This window comes from Streptomyces aurantiaciflavus (assembly GCF_049808595.1).
GTDB lineage: Bacteria > Actinomycetota > Actinomycetes > Streptomycetales > Streptomycetaceae > Streptomyces.
This window is the reverse complement of the sequence record NZ_JBNCAQ010000003.1, coordinates 46,303-66,165: the sequence shown is the minus strand read 5'-3', so window position 1 is coordinate 66,165 and position 19,863 is coordinate 46,303. Positions and strand designations below refer to the sequence as shown.

The following is a 19,863-nucleotide window of genomic DNA, read 5'->3' as shown; positions in this document are numbered from 1 at the left end:
CGGCGGTTCTGGGGAGCAGCGGGTTCGCGGTGCCGGGGAGCAACGGATCCGTGGCGGCGGAGAGTTGGGCGGTGGCGAGCAACCTCCTCAGCGGGATGTACGTCTCCTTCTGGCTGCCGACCGTGGTCCTGACCGCCGCCCTGGCGATCAAACTGCCCAGCATCCTCAAGCTGTGGCGGGACCCGCTGCTGCGCGCCGTCGGCGGACTGCTGGTGTTCGCCTGCGCGGTGTTCGTCTTCGCGGCGCCCAGCACCATCGCCTGGACCAACCGGGTCACCGGCGTACCGAACATCGCGGCGCCCTGGGTGTACTCCCTGCTCACCGCGCTCTCCGCGTCCTGGCTGCTGCTGATCATCGCCTGGCGCAACGGCGGCACCGAGCGCTCGGCGCAGACCCGGCGCGCGACCCGGTGGGTGGTCTCCGTCTACGCGGCCGTGGTCGTCGCGCTGTGGGTGCTCTTCGCGCTCGCCGACGTCCCCGTGGAACAGATCCAGGACTACGACACGTACTACGCCGCCACGCCGTTCGCGCGCGAGGGCATCCTCCTCTATCTGCTCGCGCACACCGTGGCCTGCTCCGTCACGGCCCGGCTCATCTGGAACTGGATCCGCACCGACGGCCTGGACGCCTGGCTGCGCTGGGGGCTGCGGTTCCTCGGGGTCGGGTACGCGACGAACCTGCTGTTCGGCGCGGCCAAGCTCACGGCCGTCGTCGCCCGGTGGACCGGGCACGACCTGGACTGGCTGAACACCAACCTCGCGCCCTCGGCCGCCTGCATCGCCGCCACCCTCGTCGCGATCGGCTTCATCGTGCCGCACGCCGGCCAGTACCTGCAGGAGCGGTGGCTGGTCCGGCGGCGGCACCGGAGCCTGAAGCCCCTGTCCCGGCTGATGGGCGACGTGACCGGCGGCCGCGAGCCGTTCGCCCTGCGCGCCACCCCCGAGATGCGTCTGATCCGCCGCGAGACCTTCATCCGCGACGCGCTGCTCCAGCTCTCCCGTCACCTCGACGAGGACCTGCGCGGACGGGCGTACGAGGCGGCGCTCGCGCTCGGCCACGACCGCGGGCGGGCGCAGGCCCTCGCGGCCGCCGTGACCATCGTGGACGCCGTCGACGCCGGGCGGCGGGCCGCGGAGACCGAGGGCGCCGCCGGTTCCGCGTCCGGCGTCCCGGCCGGGCCGGGCGCGCCGTCCGAGCCGTCCAAGCCGTCCGAGCCGGACACCACCTACCTGCTGCGGGAGATCCAGGCCGTCTCCGAGGTCCTCAGCCGCCCCGACGACATCACCGCGGTACGCGCCCGCGCGGCCGCCCCGGCAGAGAGCGTGTCCACGCATGACTGAACCCTCCAACCCCGCCAGAACCGCCGTCGTCCTGGGGGGATCCCACACGGGCATGCTCGCGGCGCGTGCCCTCGCCGAGTTCGTCGACCGGGTCGTCGTCGTGGAGCGCGACGTGCTGCCCGACGGGGCGGAGCCCCGCAAGGGGCTGCCGCAGGCGCGCCACGCCCACATGCTGTGGTCGGGCGGGGTGCGGGCCGTGGAGGAGCTGCTGCCGGGCGTCACCGAGGCGCTGCGGGACGCCGGGGCGCGTCGGGCGCCGGTCACGACGGACGTCGTCGCCCTGTCGCCGCAGGGCTGGTTCCGGCGCTGGGCCGAGTCCCACCATGTGATCCTCGCCGGGCGGGACCTGCTGGACGCGACGATTCGCGCGCGGGTCCTCGCGGACGAGCGGGTGGAGGTGCTCGGGGACGCGGAGGCGGTCGGGCTGGAGGGCACGGCCGCGGCGGTCACCGGGGTGCGGGTGCGCGTACGGGGCGGGGAGGAACGGGTGGTCGCGGCCGGCATGGTCGTCGACGCCACCGGGCGCGGCTCCGGTGCGGCCCGCTGGCTGACGGCTCTCGGGCTGCCGGCCGCGGAACGGCGCGAGGTCGACTCCGGGCTGGCGTACGCCAGCCGGCTCTACCTCGCCCCCGAGGACGCCCGGTCCGGCTTCCCCGTCGTCAACGTGCAGCTCGACCCGCGGGCCGGTGGTCCCGGCCGGTCGGGCTTCCTCCTGCCGATCGAGAACGGCCGCTGGATCGTCACCCTCACCGGCACCCGCGGCGGCGAACCCACCACCGCCGGCGACGACTTCGCCCGCTTCGCCCGCGAAGAGCTGCGGCACCCGCTCATCGGCGAACTCCTCACCTACGCCGAGCCGTTGTCCGAGGTGTCCTTCACCCGTACGACCGTCAACCGCCGTCACTTCTACGAGCGGATGCCCGCGTGGCCCGAGAACTTCACCGTCCTCGGCGACGCGCTCGCCGCGTTCAACCCGGTCTACGGTCACGGCTTGGCGGTGGCGGCGCAGAGCGCGTTGCTGCTGCGGGACGTGACGAGGCGTCACGGCCTGGGCTCGGCGCGGCTGTCGCGCCGTATCCAGAAGGCGGTGGCCCGGCCGGTGAACGCGGCCTGGGACCTGGCGATCGGGCAGGACGTGTTCTACCCCGGCGCGACGGAGAACGGGCCCGGCCTGCGGGACCGGCTGCTGGCCGCGTACGTGGACCGGCTGATGCACACGGCCACCGGGAACGGCAGGATCGCTCGGCGCGTGACGGACGTGACGTCCCTGGAGCGGGGTGCGGAGGTGCTGCTGTCCCCGTCGGTGCTGCTCGCGGCGGCGGTGGGCCCGCTGAAGCCGGCGCTGAGCGGACCGCCGTTGACCGCGGAGGAGCGGAAGGCGGCGGGGTTGGCGGGGTGAGGCGGCCCGCCGTGAGCACGGATGCCAGAAGCAGGGATGTCGTGAGCGCGGATGCCGTGAGCGCGGATGTCCCCGCCCGAGGGCCGGATGTCAGGGATAGCCTGACAAAATGACCCATGCTGCAGACGCCTCCTCCACGCCGGCCGCGGCCGAGCTCCACAGGCTGTCTCCCCGCGACGAGTCCCGCGTCGCGCTGGCCCTCACGCTCCGTCAACTGGCCGACGCCGTCCTCGACGCGGTGCCGGTGGAGCCGGACCCCGCGCCGGGGGATCTCCTCCGCACCGCTCTGCGGCTGCAGCGCCGTATGGAGGACGTGGTACGTGAGGCGGTGGTCGCCGAGCGAGAACGCGGTACCTCGTGGCACGAGATCGGCGAGGCGGCCGGCATGACCCGGCAGTCCGCCCACGAGAAGTGGTACAGCGACGTCCACGCCTGGGCGGCCATCGGGCGCAGCGCGCTGCCGCCGCATCTGAGGACGCTCGAGGTGGCGGCCGAGGCCGACGCCCGGTACGCCAGGCTGCGCCCCGACCGACCGCACGCCGTCACCTCGGGCCTGGACGCGGTCCGTTTCCCCGGCTCCCACGCGTACGAGGCCAGCCTGCGTGCCCGCGGCTCGGCTCTGCACACCCGCCGTACCGACCTGGACGCGGAGGCCACGCGGCTCAACGAGGAGTACGGCGCCCTGCATGCCCGGGGCCCCGCGGCCTCGCCCGTCGGCGGCGACCCCCTGGTGATCGACGCCCACCGGGGGCACGCGGACGCGGTGCGCGCCAACCGGCTCGCCATAGCGGCGGTGCACGCGGAGATCGCCGCCCTCTACGACCAACTCGTCACCGCCGAGCCCTCCCTGGCGGAGGAGCACCGCGTCCAGTCCGACTGGCACCGCAACGCCTCCGAACAGGCGCGCGGCTACGCGGACCTGCTGAACCGCAGGGAAAGCTAGTCGTCAGCGAGGCGGGCGCCCCGGGGAGGGGGCGGTCCGTCAGTGCTGTACCGCGCGACCCGCCCCCACCCGGGGGCGACTCCGGTCAGCCCTCGAACGCCGGCTGGGCCAGTCCCTTCCCCGCGTCCGGGACCACCAGCAGGGAGCCCGCCACGGGGTGGGGGGTCTCCAGGCCCACGCGGGCCGTGGTGATGTACAGGTCGGTCAGGTCGGGGCCGCCGAAGGCGCAGGCCGTCACACGGGGGGTCGGAAGCTGGATCACCCGGTCCAGTCGGCCTTCCGGCGTGTAGCGCCGTACCGCTCCCCCGTCCCACAGGGCCACCCACACGCATCCGTCCGCGTCGACCGTCAGGCCGTCGGGGAAGCCGGCGCCGTCCTCGATCTCGACGAAGGGGCGGCGGCCGGTGACGTGGCCGTCCGCGTGGTCGAAGACGTCGACGCGGCGGGTCGGGGAGTCGATGTAGTACATGAGCCGGCCGTCCGGGCTCCAGCCCGTGCCGTTGCTCACGGCGACGTCGTCGAGGACGACCTCCACGGAGCCGTCCGCGGTGAGCCGGGAGAGGGTGCCGCCGCCGGGGGCCTCGTCGTAGCGCATGGTGCCGGCCCACAGGGAGCCGTCGGGGGCGATGGCGGCGTCGTTGGCGCGGCGGCCGGGCACGGGCTCGTGGTGGAGCCAGCGGAAGCCGCCGTCCACGTCCAGGAGTCCCACCCCGTCGCGGAGGTTGAGGACCAGGCCGCCGCCCGCGCGCGGCTTGGCGGCGCCGACGTGCTGGTCGGTGACCCGGACCGTGCGGTGGCCGGTGGAGGGGTCGTAGGTGTTCAGGCGGGCGCCCAGGATGTCGAGCCAGAGCAGGCGGCCGGTCGCCGGGTCCCAGGTCGGGCCCTCGCCGAGGGTGGCCTCCGCGCGGACCGCCACCTCGTACGTCGTCGAGTACGTCGTCATGCCACACTCCGGTAACCCAGCAGCTCGGACAGTTCGGCGGCGCCCTTGGCGGCGAGCTGCTCCAGCTCGGCGCGGCGGTCGTCGCTCCAGCGGATCATGGGCACCGAGATGGACATGGCGGCCACGACCTGCCCGGTCCGGTCGCGGACCGGGGCCGCCACACAGCTGACGTCGGGGTTCGACTCGCGGTTCTCCACCGCGACGCCCCGCTGCCGGATCTCCGCGAGGGCCTCGCGCAGGGCGGCCGGGTCGGTGATGCTGTTGGGAGTCATCCGGACGAGGTCCGCGTCGTCGGGGATGCGGGCGGTCAGCTCGGACTCGGGGAGGGAGGCCAGCAGCATCTTGCCGACGGACGTGCAGTGCGCCGGGAGGCGACGGCCGGCGGCCGACACCATGCGCACCGCGTGCGTGGAGTCGACCTTGGCGATGTAGATGACGTCCGTGCCCTCCAGGATGGCCACGTGGACCGTCTCGTCACAGGTCTCGGCGACGGAACGGGCCACCTGCTGGCCCTCGGCCGCGAGGTCGAGGTGCTCGGCGTACCGGCTGCCGAGCTGGTACGGACGCACACCGAGGCGGTAGCGTCCGGGCTGTCCGGACACGGGGACGATGTACGACCGGGCGGCGAGCGTCGTCACCAGCTCGTGCACCGTGGTGCGCGGCAGCTGGAGCTTGCGCACGATGTCGGGGGCGGAGAGCGTCCCGTCCCCGTCGAGGAAGAGCTCGAGAATATCGAGAGCCCGGGTCACGGCAGGTACGAGTCGTCCCACGGCCGGCCCCCTCCCTTGGTCGTCTCAGTGCCTGTGTTCGAGATTTCAACAGGCGATCGGCATGACGAACACAGGCTAGCCACAGAGCCATGCCCGGGCAATGGTCATGACGTGCGCGGAACGGGCAGCGGACCGTCCGGGAGGGCGGAACGTCCCGCTGGAGGCGCACCGGGAAGCCATCTCGGCGACCATCTCGGCGACGATGGGGTCCATGCCGTCCGAGAAGCGCCCCGCCGGTCCCTTCACCGCCCTCGACTTCCAGCTCGTGCTGCTGCGCCGCATGGCCGACCACAATCCGGAGCTGGTCGAGGACGCCCGGCGTGAGCTGGGTGTCTCGCTGGGGGAGATGCGGGAGGCCAACAAGCGGTGGCAGGCGATGGTGCGCTCGCCGCGTGCTCGGGCCGCCGCCTCCCGGTACCGTTCCGTCCTCGGCGCCCCCGAGGCCCGGTCGCCCCGCCGTGTCGGCGACCTCGACTGCGAGGCCCTGCTCTGGCCGCTCCCCCTCTGGCCCGACCTCCGCTTCGAGGTGCTCCTCGCCCCGAACGGCGCCGTCTGGAACGAATGGCTCGTCCGTGCCCCGGGAGCGGAGCCCCCGCCCCTGCGCACCCTCGACGACCTCACCCCCTGGTCCTGCACCGTCGACGAGGCCGCCCGCGCCTTCGCCCCGACCTGGCCCCTGGAGGGCACGGCCCCCACCCGATGGGGCCTGACCTTCACCGCGCCGGACGGGCAGGGGGCGCGGTGGGAGGTGGTGGCGGAGTTCACCTGGGGGCTGTTGCAGCGGACGGCGGTCGTCGGCCCGGGCCGGTCGGGCGGTCCGGGATGAGGGGTTGCGAACTGCTTCCGCTGGGTCGGGGTGCCCGGGCGATCGCCAGGGCCGAGGGGCTCGCGGGCTGACGCGCCGTCGCCGTGGCGGCGGGGGACGTCGGTGGCCAGGCGTTCGCCCTGGGGCTGGTGGACGAGGTGGCCATGGACGTCGTGCCGGTGGTCTTCGGCTCGGGCAAGCGGTTCTTCGGTTCGGCCGACGCCCAGCACCTGCTGGAGGACCCGCACCGCGTGATGCAGGGCGACCAGGTGTTGCACCTGCTGTTCCGGGTCCGCCGGCAGCGCGGCGGGGCCTCAGCCGGCGGCGGTCAGGATCGCCTCCGCCACCCGCGGCACCGAGTCCGGGTGCAGGAACAGGAAGAGGTTCGGCTCGACCAGTTCCAGTTCCATCACCCGCGGCTCGCCGTCGTCGCCGTCGACGAGGTCGACACGGGCGTACAGCAGCTCGGGCGCGTCCGGCACGGCGGCCAACGCGCGCTCCGCGACGGCGAGTTCGGCCGGTGTCGGGGTCCAGGGCTCCAGGCCCGGGTGGGCGACCTTGTCCGCGTCGAAGGCGGTGCCCGGGGACAGCACGGCCCGCTTGCGGCTGGCGTGCAGCAGGCGTCCCCCGAAGAACTGCAGGGCGCGCTCCCCGCCGGTGTCTATGGCCCGCACGTACGGCTGGACCATCGCCGTCAGCCCCTCCTCGTGCAGGCGCGCGAGATGGCGTACGGCGGTCTCGTGCTGCCTGGGGGTGTAGCGGGCGGCGTAGCGGGCGCCCGCGCCGGAGGTGGGCTTGACGACGTACTCGTGGTCGGCCGGGAGGTCGGGGACGTCGCCGGGGGCGAGGTAGCGGGTGGGGACGACGGGCACGCCGGCCGCGGCGAGCTCACCGAGGTAGCGCTTGTCGGCGTTCCAGCGCACCACCTCCGCCGGGTTCGCCAGCCGCGTCGCCGTACCGCACTTGTGCGCCCACGCCGTGAACTCGGCCGCCCGCCAGCTGTAGTCCCAGGTCGAGCGGATGACGGCCAGGTCGTAGGAGGCCCAGTCGACGCCGGCGTCGTCCCAGAACACGGCCTCCGCCTCGGCCCCGGCCTCCTCCAGCGCCCGCACCAGCACCGGGAGGTCGTCGTCCTTGCTGGGCTCCGGCCGGGGGTCGTAGGTGACGAGGGCTATTCGGGGCACGGCGGGGCTCCTTCTCGTACGGCGCGTGTCCCGGCAGGCTAACGGCCGCGGCCGCAACCACGGCAACCCGTTTGACCTTCCCCTTCGGTGAAGCCCCAGCATCGGTGGCGAGGAACGGAAGGGGACGGCATGCACGGGGACCTGTCATGCAGTGGCTGACGATCGGCGCCTTCGCGAAGGCGTGCCGGCTGTCACCGAAGGCACTGCGGCTCTACGACGAGCTGGAGCTGCTGCGCCCCGCGCGGGTCGACCCGGACACCGGGTACCGCTACTACACGGCCGGGCAGCTGGAGCAGGCGCGGCTGGTGGCGTGGCTGCGGCGGCTCGGGATGCCGCTCGCCCGGATCCGTGAGGTGTGCGCCCTCGAACCGGCCGCCGCCGCCCGGGAGATCCGCGCCTACTGGGCGCAGGTCGAGACGGAGACGGCCGTACGGCGTGACCTCGCCGCGTTCCTCGTGGACCAGTTGACGGCAGCACCGAGGAAGGACACCACCATGCTGGAACTGCGCTACTTCGCCCACTCGGACCGGGGCCGGGTCCGCCCGGAGAACCAGGACACGGCGTACGCGGGCAGCCGGCTGCTCGCGGTCGCGGACGGCTTCGGCCCGGCGGGCGCGCCGGCGAGCAGCGCGGCCGTGGAGGCCCTCAGGTTCCTGGACACGCAGGACGTGCCGGCCGGCGACGTCCTCAACGTCCTGGACGACGCCGTGCGCGGCGCGAACGACGCGGTGCGGGACGTGGCGAACGGCACCGACGAGGTCGGCACGACCCTGACGGCCCTGCTGTGGACGGGCTCCCGGCTCGCCCTGGTCCATATCGGGGACTCCCGCGCGTACCTGCTGCGCGACCGGGCCCTCTTCCGCGTCACCCACGACCACACGGTCGTCCAGTCGATGATCGACGAGGGCCGGCTCACGGCCGAGGAGGCCACCGCCCACCCGCAGCGCACCCTGCTCCTGAAGGCTCTGACGGGCGGCGCCTGCGCGCCCCCCGACCTCCGTCTGCACGACGCCCACCCCGGCGACCGCTACCTGCTGTGCTCCGACGGCCTGTCGGGTGTCGTCCCGGACGACCGCATCCGCGCCCTCCTCGTCTCGGCCCCGGCCCCCGACGAGGCGGTCCTCGCCCTGGTCGCCGAGGCGAACACGGCCGGCGGCCCGGACAACGTCAGCTGTGTGGTGGCGGACCTCGTGGAGGTCTGAGGCGACCGCGAGCGTTCCTCGCGAGCGTTTCTTCCGGCAGGTGTGATCCACGGGGGATCCTGGTCGCGGTGGTGTCGCCGGTGGTGGTCGTACCCGGCTGCGGGTAGACCGGTGGACGGCAACAGGCAGCGACAGTCAGTCAAGGAGTACGACGCGTGTCCTCACTCTTCCCGGCCCTGACGGGCGGCCCGGCGGGGCGCACCGCCCTCCGGTTCGGCGACCGGTCCCTGACGTACGCGGAACTCGCCGCCGCGGCGGGCTCCCTGGCGGGGCGGCTTCCGGTCGGCGGCGGCCGGGTCGCCGTCTGGGCGACGCCCACCCTGGAGACCGCCGTGGCCGTCGTGGCGGCCCTGCAGGCAGGGGTGCCGGTGGTGCCCCTCAACCCGAAGTCGGGGGAGAAGGAGCTCGGGCACATCCTGTCCGACAGCGCGCCCACGGTGGTGCTGACCGAGGCGGGCGTCGAAGTCCCGGCCCCGGTGGGGGCCTTGCCGCGCGTCGAGGTCGACGTGCACGGCACCGGACGGCTCCCCGCCGACCACGCCCCGGACGAGGACCCCGCCCTGATCGTCTACACCTCCGGCACCACCGGCCCGCCCAAGGGCGCGGTCATCCCCCGCCGGGCGATCGCCTCCACCCTGGACGCGCTCGCCGACGCCTGGCAGTGGACGCAGGACGACGTGCTCGTGCACGGGCTGCCGCTGTTCCATGTGCACGGGCTGGTGTTGGGCGTCCTGGGCCCCCTGCGCCGCGGCGGATCCGTGCGGCACCTGGGCCGCTTCAGCACCGAGGGCGTGGTGCGGGAGCTGAGCGAGGGAGCGACCATGCTCTTCGGCGTGCCGACGATGTACCACCGGATCGCGCAGACGCTCCCCGACGACCCCGGGCTGGCCAAGGCGCTCGGCCGGGCCCGGCTGCTCGTCTCCGGTTCCGCCGCGCTGCCCGTGCACGACCACGAGCGGATCACGGCCGCGACCGGGCAGCGGGTGATCGAGCGGTACGGCATGACGGAGACGTTGATGAACACCAGCGTGCGGGCGGACGGGGAGCCCAGGGCCGGGACGGTGGGCGTGCCCCTGCCGGGGGTGGAGCTGCGGCTGGTGGAGGAGGACGGTGCGCCGATCACCTCGTACGACGGGGAGACCGTGGGCGAGATCCAGGTGCGCGGGCCGAACCTGTTCACCGAGTACCTCAACCGGCCCGACGCGACCGCGGCCGCCTTCACCGCCGACGGCTGGTTCCGGACCGGGGACATGGCGGTGCGCGAGCCGGACGGGTACGTCCGGATCGTGGGGCGGAAGGCGACCGACCTGATCAAGAGCGGCGGGTACAAGATCGGCGCCGGGGAGATCGAGAACGCGCTGCTGGAGCATCCGGGGGTGCGGGAGGCCGCCGTCACCGGGGAGCCGGACGCGGACCTCGGGGAGCGGATCGTGGCATGGGTGGTTCCGGCGGATCCCCGAGTACCCCCGAGCGAGGGCGAGTTGGCCGACCATGTGGCCCGGCGGCTCGCCCCGCACAAGCGGCCCCGGGTCGTGCGATATCTGGACTCCCTGCCCCGCAACGACATGGGGAAGATCATGAAGCGGGCGCTGCCCTCGTGAGCGGCCCCGCGCGGCTCGGCGCCCGGGAGGCCGTCGCCCTCGTCACCGACTCCTTCGCCGAACTCCCCTACGGCGAGAGGGAGTCGGCGCCCGACGGACCGCTCGCCTGGCCGGGCTACGACGCCTCGCGGGGGCGCGCCGCCGAGCGCACCGGCGAGACGGAGTCCGTCGTCTGCGGCACCGCGAGCGTCGAGGGCACCCGGGCCGTGCTGATCGCGTTCGAGTTCGGCTTCCTGGGCGGCTCGCTGGGCGAACGCACCGGCGACCGCCTGGAGGCGGCGTACACGTACGCCCGTGCACACCGGCTCCCCGTCGTCCCGTTGGTCGCCACGGGCGGCAGCCGGATGCAGGAGGGCATGCTCGCCCTCAGCCAACTCCAGCGGGTGGCACGGCAGTCGGCGCTCACCCGGGAGGCCGGGCTGCCGCAGATCGCCGTACTGCGGGATCCGACGACCGGCGGCGGCTGGGCCACCCTGGGCGCGGGCGCCGACGTGGTCCTCGCGCTGCCCGGCGCCCAGGTCGGCTTCGCGGGGTCGCGGGTGCGGCCCCCCGACGCCGACCCGGCCGCCTACACGGCCGAGGCGCAGGTCGCGGCGGGGTCGGCGGACGCGGTCGTGGCGCCGGAGCGGCTGCGGGAGACGCTGGGCCGGTGGCTGCGGCTGCTGACCCACCCGTCGGGCGAACCGGCGCCGGTGCCGCGGGCCCTCGGCGCGACGGACCTGCCCGACTCCGGCTGGGACGCCGTGCGGCGTGCCCGGTCGTCCCGACGGCCCCGGGCGGAGCACTACCTGGACGCCTACTTCACCCACCGCCTCGCGATCAGCGGCGACCGCTGCGGCGGCGCCGATCCGGACGGCATGCTCTGCGGCTTCGGCGAGCACGAGGGCCGTACGGTCGCGTACGCGGCGCAGACGGGAGCCGCGACCCGGCCCGCCGGATACCGCACGGCCACCCGGCTGATCCGGCTCGCGGACCGGCTCCGGACACCCGTGCTGACCCTGGTGGACACCCCGGGCGCGGCCAACGACGCCGAGGCGGAACGGCAGGGGGCGGGCGCGGCGATCGCCGAGCTGTTCGGCGCGGTGGCCACCGCCCGTACGCCGGTCACCACGCTGGTGATCGGCGAGGGCGGTTCCGGGGGCGCGCTGGCACTGGCCGCGCCCGGGCGGACCTGGGCCACCCCGGACAGCTACTTCTCCGTGATAGCGCCGGAGTCGGCCGCGGCCATCCTCAAGCGGCCCCCGCAGGAGGTGGAGGCGACCGCGGACCAGCTGCGGATCCGGCCGCAGGACCTGGCGGAGATGGGCGTGATCCGGACAGACGACTGACCAGGTGGCCGGTTTCCGCCCGTCCCGGCTTCCGGCGGCAGCGGGAACAGGACAATCCCGAGTACCGTCCGTAACAATGGCGGTGCACACAGCCGCAGGACGCGGGACGACGGGTACTACGGGGGCGCCGTGGCAGGAGTGGTGGAGTTCAGGACGGGCGACGGCGCCGTGGTCGCCGTCGAGGCCGTCGAGGAACAGCGGCCCGGATCCCGGCTGGTGGCCCGCGGTGACGGTACGGTCCAGGCGGCCCGCACCTTCGAGGGCGCCCTGGAAGGGGTGCGCTCGGCGGCGGAGTCGGCGCTTCGGGTCTTCCGGGACGGCGCGCTGCGGCCCGACGGGGTGGAGATCGAGTTCGGGGTGAAGCTGGCGGCCGAGACGGGCGCGATCATCGCCAAGGGCAGCGCGGAGGGCCATCTCGTGGTGAAACTGAGCTGGTCGCCCTCCTCCGCCGCGCCGGAACCGTCCACCCCGGAGCCGCCCGCGCCGGAGCCGTCCGCCTCGGAGCCGTCCGCCGCCTCATGAAGAGCGCCGAGTGGCACGCCCGGATCGAAAGCGCCGGCCAGGTCGTCGGGGCGGGCTTCCTGGTCACCCCGCGCAAGGTCCTGACCTGCGCGCACGTCGTGCACGAGGGCCCGGCGGACGCGCTGACGGTGACCTTCACCGAGCGCCCCGGCTCCGCTCCCGTCCCGGCGCGGATCGTCGCCGAGGGCGGCTGGGCCGGCGGCCCCACCGACCTCGGCGACCTCGCCGTACTGGAACTCGCGGACGAGGTCCCGATCGCCCCGGCCGCACTCGCGCCCGTCGACGCGGCGCACGGCCGGCCACCGCGCAAGCTCGTCGTGTACGGGTTCCCGCTCGGCTTCGACGAGGGCACGCTCGCCGAATACCGCGTCACCGCACCGCAGTTGATCAGCCGTGAGTGGCTGCAGCTGGAGGCCTGGGCGCCGGACGGGCAGCCGCTCGCCCCCGGGTTCAGCGGGGCCGCCGTCACCCTCGTCGACACCGGCGAGGTCGTCGGCATGGTCACGGCGGCCGCGGGCGCGCAGGGAGTGCGCAACGGGCGGATGATGCCCACCGAGGTCATGGCCCGCTACTGGCCCGACCTCGCGAGCATCGTCCCCACCTCCGACCATCGCACCGCCGACCGCGCCCGGCTGCGCGACCTCGTCGAGCGGGCCGTCCGCGCGGGCCTGGACTGCGACCCCGTACGGCTCTACCGCGCCGCCGCCGGCCCGTTCGACCCGGATCCGCCGCAGGAGGGCTTCGACTCGCTGCGCTCGGCCGCCCTGTTCGTGCTGTGCGAGATCGACGGCGAGGACGCGGCCGGCACCGTCGCCCGTTTCACCGAGCACGTGGAGGCCCTGTTCCGGGCGCCCGCCGAACCGGCCGCCGCCCCCGACTGGTCGCCCATCCTCGTCGACCTCCAGCACAGCGGCGCGGGCGACGGCCAGGTCCTCGTCGAGGTGTCCGCCTACAGCGGGGGACGCCGGCACCCGGTCGGCTCCGACACCGTCCCGAAGGCCCGGCTGAGCGCCTACGTGCAGGACCGCATCGAGGCCGCCTTCCGCCATCTGACGCCCGGCTCCGACGAGTTGATCGCGTTCGCGCTGCCCCGCGACTGGATCGACCTGCCCGTCGACCGCTGGGCGAGCGCGCCCGACGACGACACCCCGCTCGGCTGTGTGTACCCGCTCGTCGTCACCGACCAGGCGCGCCGCCGGGCCGGCGCCCGGCACCAGCTGACCCGCGTCTGGAAGCGGCTCGACTCCCTGCCGGGCGCGCGCGTGCACCGCGTCGAGTGCGGCGCCGCCGAGGAGCCCGCCCGGCTGCGCGTACGGCTGCGCAAGCCCGACGCCTGTCTCGCCGGGTTCGCCACCGCCCCGGCCACGGCCCGTACCCGCCCCCACTTCGACACCTCGCTCACCGCGCCCGCCCCGGTGGTGGTGTGGTCCCGGGCCGGCTGCGTCGGCGGGCCGGAGGAGTCCTGCGCGGGCGGCGACGGGTGTCCGGGCAAGACGTTCCTGGACGAGCTCGACGCGAGCGTGTCCGGTGTCCCGCCCGCCGAACTCCCCCGCCGGATCCTGGCCCTGCGCGAGGAGGCCGACGCCGAGGAAGGCCACTGGGCGCGGGACATCCAGCTGCTCTGGGACGACCCGCGCGTCTTCACCGACCCGCACGGCGGCACCCCCGCGCACGCCCGGTCGCCCGTGGCCTGACCCCGGCCCCGCCCCCACCCCGCCCTCCCTTCACCCCGAGTTCGTCGCACGGAGAGACCCCCCATGCCGCACTGGTCCGTCTACACCGGCAACAGCGAGCCGCACGACGGCGTCGACCGGCTGCCCGCCCCGCCGCCCTGGCGGGCGTTCGACGGCGAGCCCGTCCTGCCCGCGCCCCGTGACGGCGACGACGAGGCGGCCGTCTCCCCCGACCGTGTGCACCGCGCCCGCACCTACGTGGCCACCCCGGAGAGCGTGCAGCTCGTCAACGCCGCGCTCGTCCTGCGCCGCCCGCTGCTGGTCACCGGCCCGCCCGGCACCGGCAAGTCCTCCCTGGCGTACGCGGTGGCGCGCGAGCTGCGGCTGGGCCCGGTCCTGCGCTGGAACATCACCAGCCGCTCCACCCTGTCCGACGGCCTCTACCAGTACGACCCGCTGTCCCGGCTGTACGCGGCCCGGCAGGCGGCGTGGCGCGCCGGGGACGGCACACCCGGCGCACCCGGTTCCGGCGTCCCCGAGGGCGGGGGCGTCGAGGACCACCTGCGCCTCGGCCCCCTCGGCACCGCACTCCTCCCCTACACACGCCCCCGTGTCCTCCTCGTCGACGAGATCGACAAGAGCGACCTCGACCTCCCCAACGACCTGCTGAACGTCCTGGAGGAGGGCCAGTACGAGATCCCCGAGCTGATGCGCGCCGCCCGCCACTCGGCCGACGGCGCCACCGCCGAGGTCCTCACCGACGGCACCGACACACCGGTCACCGTCGCCCGCGGCCGGGTCCGCTGCCGCGCCTTCCCGTTCGTGGTGCTGACCAGCAACGGCGAGCGCGAGTTCCCGCCCGCCTTCCTGCGCCGCTGCGTCCGCCTCCAGCTGCGCCGCCCCGACCGCGAGCAGCTCACCGAGATCGTCCGCGCCCATCTCGACACCCCGCCGGGCGAGGCGGACCACCTCATCGACCGCTTCCTCACCCGCGCCGCCGACGGCGAACTCGCCACCGACCAGCTCCTCAACGCCCTCTACCTCACCGGCGTCGCCGGCCTGGACGCGGAGTCCCGCGACGCCCTGGCCGACGAGCTGATGCCGTACCTGAGCGCCACGGCGGACGGCGATGGCTTCTGAGGGGACACCGGAGGACGGCAGTACGGCCGTCAGCAGACTGGCCGCACTCCTGACCGCCGCCGGACGGACCGCGCCAACCCCGCTGGAGCTGGCGGAAGTGCTGTGGCTGGCGGGGCGGTTGGAGGCCGGACGGGAGGACGCGGAGGGTACGACGCCGACGGCGTCCACGTCTCCGCCGGACCACGCCTCCACGCCGGCCCCCACTCCCCCGCCTCACCGGCCCGACGGCCCCGACCCCGGCCCGCCCGAGGCCGAACCGCCGTCCCCTCAGCCCCCGTCCACCGATCGCGTCCCCCTGCACCTCCCCACCCCGGCGCCTGCCCCGCGACCACCGGGCCCACCGAGCGGCGGCGGCACACCCCTGCTGGCCCCCGCGCCCCCGATGCTCCCCCACCCCCTCGCCCTCCAGCGCGCCCTGCGCCCGCTGAAGCGCACGGTGCCGGCGGCGCGGGCGCGGCTCCTGGACGAGCGGGCCACGGCCGACCGCATCGCGCGGCTCGGGGCGCATCCGGACGTGTGGCTGCCGGTGCTGCGCCCGGCACGGGACCGCTGGCTGCGCCTCAACCTCGTGCACGACACCGGCCCCACCATGCCGGTCTGGCGGCCCCTCGTCCGTGAACTGCACACCGTCCTCGCCCAGTCGGGCATCTTCCGCACGGTCACCCTGCACCCGGCCGGACCCGACGGCCACGCCCGGCACGTCCCCGACCCGGCGGACGGCCGGACCGTCACCCTCGTCGTCAGCGACTGCATGGGCCCGCAGTGGCGCCCCGGCCCGGCGGGCGACCGCTGGTACGGCACCCTGCGCCGCTGGGCGGCCCGGATGCCGCTGGCCGTCGTCCAGCCGCTGCCGGAACACCTGTGGCAGACGACGGCCCTGCCGGCCGCACCGGGCATGCTCGCCGCCCCCACCGCGGCCGCCCCGCCCACCACCCTCGCCTTCACCCCCTACGACCCCGACGCCACCCGCCCCGACCCCGCCGCCGTCCCCCTCCCCGTCCTGGAACCAGGCGCCGGCTGGCTCGCCCACTGGGCGACGCTGCTGGCCACGCCGGGCGGCGGGCACGCCCCGGGAGCGGCGGCCTGGCTCCTGCCGAAGCCCGGTGCGCCGGCTCCGGCCGACCCGGCGCCCGACCCCGCGTCGCTGCCCGCCCGGGACCTCGTCCTGCGCTTCCGCGCCACCGCCTCCCCGGAGGCCTTCCGCCTCGCCGGCCATCTGGCCCTGGCCGTCCCCTCCGTCCCGGTGATGCGCCTCGTCCAACGCGCCGTGGACCACGATCCCCGCCCGCAGCACCTGGCCGAGGTGATCCTCAGCGGCATGCTCACCGCCGTCCCCGGCCCACCCGGCTCCTACGCCTTCCGCCCCGGAGTCCGCGACCTGCTCCTGCGCACACTGCCGCGGACCGCGCGGGGGCGTACCCGTGAACTCCTGGAGCGAGTGGGCGGATTGATCGACGAACGGGCGGGACTGGCGGCGGGCGAGTTCCGCGCCGCGACGGCCGACGGCGACGGCTCGGGCGGCGGCCCGGCGTTCGCGACGGTGAGCGCGGAGACGGTACGGCGGCTGGGCGGAGGAGGCGCAGAGGGAACGGACGCCGGAGGCGAGCAGGGAGCGGCCCCGAGCACCCCCCACCCGCAGCCCACCCTCCTCTTCGAGACCGACATCGATCTCGGCGCCCGCCCCGAGGCCCGTATCTCCCTCGAATACGCGGTGCACCAGGTCCTCGACCGCGGCGCTCTCGCTCCCCAGCAGTACGAGGTGCAGGTACGCCCCGACGGCTACCGCGTCCGCATCGACCCCGACGCCTACCTCCTCCCCGTCCTCGCCGCCGCCCTGCGCTGGCTCCCCGGGCCCCTCGGCGATCTGACCCCGCCGCGCCTGCGGGTCACGTTCCACCAGCCACCGGCCGCGCCCCCGCTCCCCCTGTTCCCCGCCGAAGGGACGGCTCCCATCCTGGTCCTCGTCCCCCCGTCCCTCTACGAGGCCTTCGCCGACAGCTCCGCCGCCTCCGGCCCCCACCGGTTCCGCCCGCTGTACGGCGACGACCCCGCCTCCCCGCCGCTCGCCTGGTACTGCCCGCTGCCCGCGCCCCGCGCCGAGGACGAGGAACGGGACCTGGTAAGGGGGCCGTTCATCACGCGGGACCTGAGGCAGCTGGGCATACCGGCGCCCGGCCGGGTCGCCGTCGTGCACACGCAGGCCGACGGGCCGCTGACCCTCCTCAACCCCGCCCAGCCGCACGGCAAACGACCGCCTCGGCTCACCACCTACTACGAGGTCGACCTCACCCCGCAGCACGCCGTCCACCAGCTGTCCCTGCCGAGTTCCAGCAAGGGCGACTTCCTGGCCGTGGCCGAGTTGTCCTGGCGGGTCGCCGATCCGGTGGCGTTCGTGCGGGCGGAGGTGGCGCGGGTCTCCGAGCGGCTGTCGGCGCACCTGAGGGAGACCGCGCCCCGGATCACCCGGCACCACTCCCTGCGCCGGGCGGCCGGCGCGCAGCGCGCGGTCAACACACAGGTGGGGAAATGGCCGGTGCCGGGGCTCGCGGTGACGTGCGAGGTGCGGCTGGCGCCGGAGTGGGCGCCGGCGCCCGAGCCGCCGCAGCGGGACGCCCACGCGGCGCGCGTGGTCGCCGAGTCGGCCGGCGAGCCGACGCCGGCCGGTCTGCTCGTCGGGGCCGAGACCGTACTGCTCGGCTTCGACGGCCCGCTGACCCGCCTGTACACGGCGGCGACCGCGCGGGCGGCGGCGCTGGAGCTGCTGGCGCTGGCCGCGGAGCACCGGGACCCGCAGGACGCGCCGACGGGCCGCCCCCTGGCGGTCGCCGCGGCCCGGGAGTCGGTCGTGCATCCGCTGGACGTGCTGCGGATCTTCGCCCGCGACCCGCTCGGGCCCCTGCTGCGGCAGCGGCTGGACGCGCTGGAGCTGGAAGCCGTACCCGACGCGCCGACCACCCACAACTCCGTGGCCCTGGTGCGCGCGCTGCACGCGGCGGGGCGGCGGGTGGCCGTGGTGACGGACGTGTGCGAGCAGGCCGTGCACCGGTACGTGGAGCCGTACCGGCTGCCGCTGGCCGGGATCCACGGGCGGGGCGAGGACCTGGCGCTCCTCACCCCGCACCCGGACTGCCTGCTGCGCGCCCTGCCCTCGCCGGACGCGCCGGCCGTGCTGATCGGCTCCTCGGTGGCGGAACTGACCGCCGCCCAGCGGATCGGGCTGGAGTTCATCGGCCTCGCCCGTAACCCGACCGTCGAACAGGAACTGCGGGAGGCGGGCTGCGAGGTGACCGTACGGTCACTGGCACCCGTACTGGAGGCGGCGCGGGCTCTGTGACCTCTGTCCGCCGGATCACGCCACAGACGCGGGGCGTCACGCCTCCCGCACACGGGGAACGCCCACCTGCCCGGCCGACGGGCCCGACCCCAGGCCCACGGGCTCACGGGCCGGGGGCAACAAGCCACAGGCCAGAGGCCCCAGCGCCAGCCCCGAGGGCGCCCCAGCCCTTAGCCCCGAAAGCGCCGTAGCTCCGAGAGCGCCGTAGCCCCAAGCGGGGCGCCGTATACGCATCCGCCGGACAGTCCCTCTAGCACCCGCGGGGCTCTTCATCCGGAACACACAGGGGGTGTGGGGTCCGAACCGCCCATTCGGCGGCACCCCGCCCGGCCCCCTCCAGCGAGCGCCCGCCTTCCCGCCCCCGCACGATGCGTAAGGAGGCCACCGCCCGGCGGCCCACGGAAAGAAGGCCCGCCCGCCCGGCGGTCGCCACGGTCTGCGCTCTCGGGAGGACCTGCCATGACCGTCAGTCTGGAGCAGCTGCGCCGCTGCCACTTCGCCGTCGACCTGGGCGCGGCGAGGACCCGGGTGTACGTCAAGGGGGCGGGACTCGTCGTCGACCAGCCCTCCGCCGCCGCCGTGAACACGCGGACCGGCGCGCTGATCGCGGTCGGCGAGCTGGCCGAGAAGATGACGGGCCGCACCCCCCACTACATCCGGGTGGTGCGCCCGGTCTCCGGCGGCACGGTCGTCGACATCGAGATGGCGCAGCGCATGCTGCGGCACCTGCTCGGCGACAAGATGCGCCGCCAGCTGCGCCGCAAGCCGTTCCTGCGCGCCGCGGCCTGCACCCCGCACGACGCCGGCCCGCTCGCCCAGCGCGCGACCATCGAGACGCTCGTCGGTCTCGGCGCCCGGCGCGTGGAGCTCGTCGAGACGCTCATCGCGGCCGCCGTCGGCTGCGGGCTGCCCGTGGAGCAGCCGGAGGCCACCATGATCCTGGTGTGCGGCGCGGCCGCCACCCAGGTCGCCGTCCTCTCGCTCGGCTCCCTCGTGGCCGCCGAGCGCATCCCCGTCGGCGGCGAGGCCGTGGACCACGCGATCGTCCAGCACCTGCGTCACGAACACGAGTTGATGCTCCCGAGCCAGTCGGTACGACCGCTGCAGCTGGCCCTGTCCGGCAACGGCCTCACCGCCCACGGGCCGGCCTCCACGGAGATCCACGGGAGGGACGTCGCCACCGGCCTCGCCCGTTCCGTGCAGGTCGACACCGCGGCCGTACGGGACGCGATCGAGACGCCGCTGACCGCGGTGCTCGACGGCATCGGACGGGTGCTGCGGGACTGCCCGCCGGATCTGGTGGCCGACCTCGCCGACCGCGGGATCATGATGGTCGGGGGCTCCGCGCTGCTCCCCGGGTTCGACCAGATGCTCCGCCAGGCCACCGGCATGCCGGTCCACATCGCCGACCGACCCGACATCTGCGCCGCCCAGGGCCTGGGCGCGATGCTGGAGGGCAGAATCGCCCCACTGACCCTGAACCCCCTGGCCACCTGACACCCCACCAAACCAGCCTCAAGGCCCCCACTTCCCAGCCCACCGATTCGGGCGGGCGGGCGAACCCCCCGGGGTGCAGGGGGCGGAGCCCCTGGCCGGGGTCAAAGGGGCAGAGCCCCCTGGCCGGGGTCATAGGGGCCGAGCCCCAGGCGGGACCGAAGGGATAGAGCCCGTGGCCAGGG

15 protein-coding genes and 1 pseudogene are annotated in these 19,863 nt (G+C 75.1%); 13 read left to right on the top strand and 3 right to left on the bottom strand.

What is annotated here, in order from left to right:
• The first annotated feature begins 95 nt into the window (after positions 1–95).
• The 3 genes from ACPT94_RS03765 to ACPT94_RS03755 all read left to right on the top strand — a co-directional run bounded on the left by ACPT94_RS03765 (position 96) and on the right by ACPT94_RS03755 (position 3,682).
• Positions 96–1,340, top strand: coding sequence for an MAB_1171c family putative transporter (locus ACPT94_RS03765; RefSeq protein ID WP_425245203.1), 1,245 nt, complete (start codon positions 96–98; stop codon positions 1,338–1,340).
• Positions 1,333–2,739, top strand: coding sequence for an NAD(P)/FAD-dependent oxidoreductase (locus ACPT94_RS03760; RefSeq protein ID WP_360343225.1), 1,407 nt, complete (start codon positions 1,333–1,335; stop codon positions 2,737–2,739). The genes ACPT94_RS03765 and ACPT94_RS03760 overlap by 8 nt, the downstream gene beginning before the upstream one ends.
• A gap of 109 nt (positions 2,740–2,848) precedes the next feature.
• Positions 2,849–3,682 (top strand): hypothetical protein, encoded by an 834-nt coding sequence (locus ACPT94_RS03755; RefSeq protein ID WP_360343222.1) that lies wholly within the window; start codon positions 2,849–2,851, stop codon positions 3,680–3,682.
• Positions 3,683–3,767: 85 nt separating this feature from the next.
• On the opposite strand, the gene ACPT94_RS03750 is transcribed toward ACPT94_RS03755, so the two are convergent.
• Complete coding sequence (locus tag ACPT94_RS03750) at positions 3,768–4,625, bottom strand: SMP-30/gluconolactonase/LRE family protein (RefSeq protein ID WP_360343219.1); 858 nt, start codon at positions 4,623–4,625, stop codon at positions 3,768–3,770.
• Positions 4,622–5,395, bottom strand: a complete 774-nt coding sequence (locus ACPT94_RS03745; RefSeq protein ID WP_360343216.1) for an IclR family transcriptional regulator — start codon at positions 5,393–5,395, stop codon at positions 4,622–4,624. Before ACPT94_RS03745 ends, ACPT94_RS03750 begins: the two co-directional genes overlap by 4 nt.
• Positions 5,396–5,606: 211 nt before the next feature.
• On the opposite strand from ACPT94_RS03745, the gene ACPT94_RS03740 reads away from it, so the two are divergent.
• Positions 5,607–6,221, top strand: coding sequence for a hypothetical protein (locus ACPT94_RS03740; RefSeq protein ID WP_360343213.1), 615 nt, complete (start codon positions 5,607–5,609; stop codon positions 6,219–6,221).
• Between the two features lie 38 nt (positions 6,222–6,259).
• Positions 6,260–6,499, top strand: a pseudogene (locus ACPT94_RS03735) (dihydrofolate reductase); the annotation flags it as partial.
• Between the two features lie 15 nt (positions 6,500–6,514).
• On the opposite strand, the gene ACPT94_RS03730 reads toward ACPT94_RS03735, so the two are convergent.
• Complete coding sequence (locus ACPT94_RS03730; RefSeq protein ID WP_425245094.1) at positions 6,515–7,384, bottom strand: ATP-grasp domain-containing protein; 870 nt, start codon at positions 7,382–7,384, stop codon at positions 6,515–6,517.
• A gap of 146 nt (positions 7,385–7,530) precedes the next feature.
• Between ACPT94_RS03730 and ACPT94_RS03725 the strand changes: the two genes are divergently transcribed.
• The 8 genes from ACPT94_RS03725 (at position 7,531) to ACPT94_RS03690 (ending at position 19,681) form a co-directional block, all read left to right on the top strand.
• Complete coding sequence (locus ACPT94_RS03725) at positions 7,531–8,586, top strand: MerR family transcriptional regulator (protein ID WP_360343207.1); 1,056 nt, start codon at positions 7,531–7,533, stop codon at positions 8,584–8,586.
• 155 nt (positions 8,587–8,741) lie between these two features.
• The gene (locus ACPT94_RS03720) at positions 8,742–10,187 is read left to right on the top strand and encodes an acyl-CoA synthetase (RefSeq protein ID WP_425245093.1); all 1,446 of its coding nucleotides are present in this window, start codon (positions 8,742–8,744) and stop codon (positions 10,185–10,187) included.
• Entirely contained in the window at positions 10,184–11,515 is a 1,332-nt protein-coding gene (locus ACPT94_RS03715; protein ID WP_425245092.1) for a carboxyl transferase domain-containing protein, read from the top strand. Before ACPT94_RS03720 ends, ACPT94_RS03715 begins: the two co-directional genes overlap by 4 nt.
• A gap of 129 nt (positions 11,516–11,644) precedes the next feature.
• On the top strand, positions 11,645–12,037 hold the full coding sequence (locus ACPT94_RS03710) for a CU044_2847 family protein (protein ID WP_360343198.1): 393 nt from the start codon (positions 11,645–11,647) through the stop codon (positions 12,035–12,037).
• On the top strand, positions 12,034–13,731 hold the full coding sequence (locus ACPT94_RS03705) for a VMAP-C domain-containing protein (RefSeq protein WP_425245091.1): 1,698 nt from the start codon (positions 12,034–12,036) through the stop codon (positions 13,729–13,731). Before ACPT94_RS03710 ends, ACPT94_RS03705 begins: the two co-directional genes overlap by 4 nt.
• Before the next feature lie 63 nt (positions 13,732–13,794).
• Positions 13,795–14,850: an AAA family ATPase gene (locus ACPT94_RS03700; protein WP_360343192.1), complete on the top strand. Its 1,056-nt coding sequence runs from the start codon at positions 13,795–13,797 to the stop codon at positions 14,848–14,850.
• Positions 14,840–18,184, top strand: a complete 3,345-nt coding sequence (locus ACPT94_RS03695; RefSeq protein ID WP_425245090.1) for an SAV_2336 N-terminal domain-related protein — start codon at positions 14,840–14,842, stop codon at positions 18,182–18,184. Before ACPT94_RS03700 ends, ACPT94_RS03695 begins: the two co-directional genes overlap by 11 nt.
• A gap of 459 nt (positions 18,185–18,643) precedes the next feature.
• Positions 18,644–19,681 (top strand): rod shape-determining protein, encoded by a 1,038-nt coding sequence (locus ACPT94_RS03690; protein ID WP_425245089.1) that lies wholly within the window; start codon positions 18,644–18,646, stop codon positions 19,679–19,681.
• The last annotated feature ends 182 nt before the right edge of the window (positions 19,682–19,863 follow it).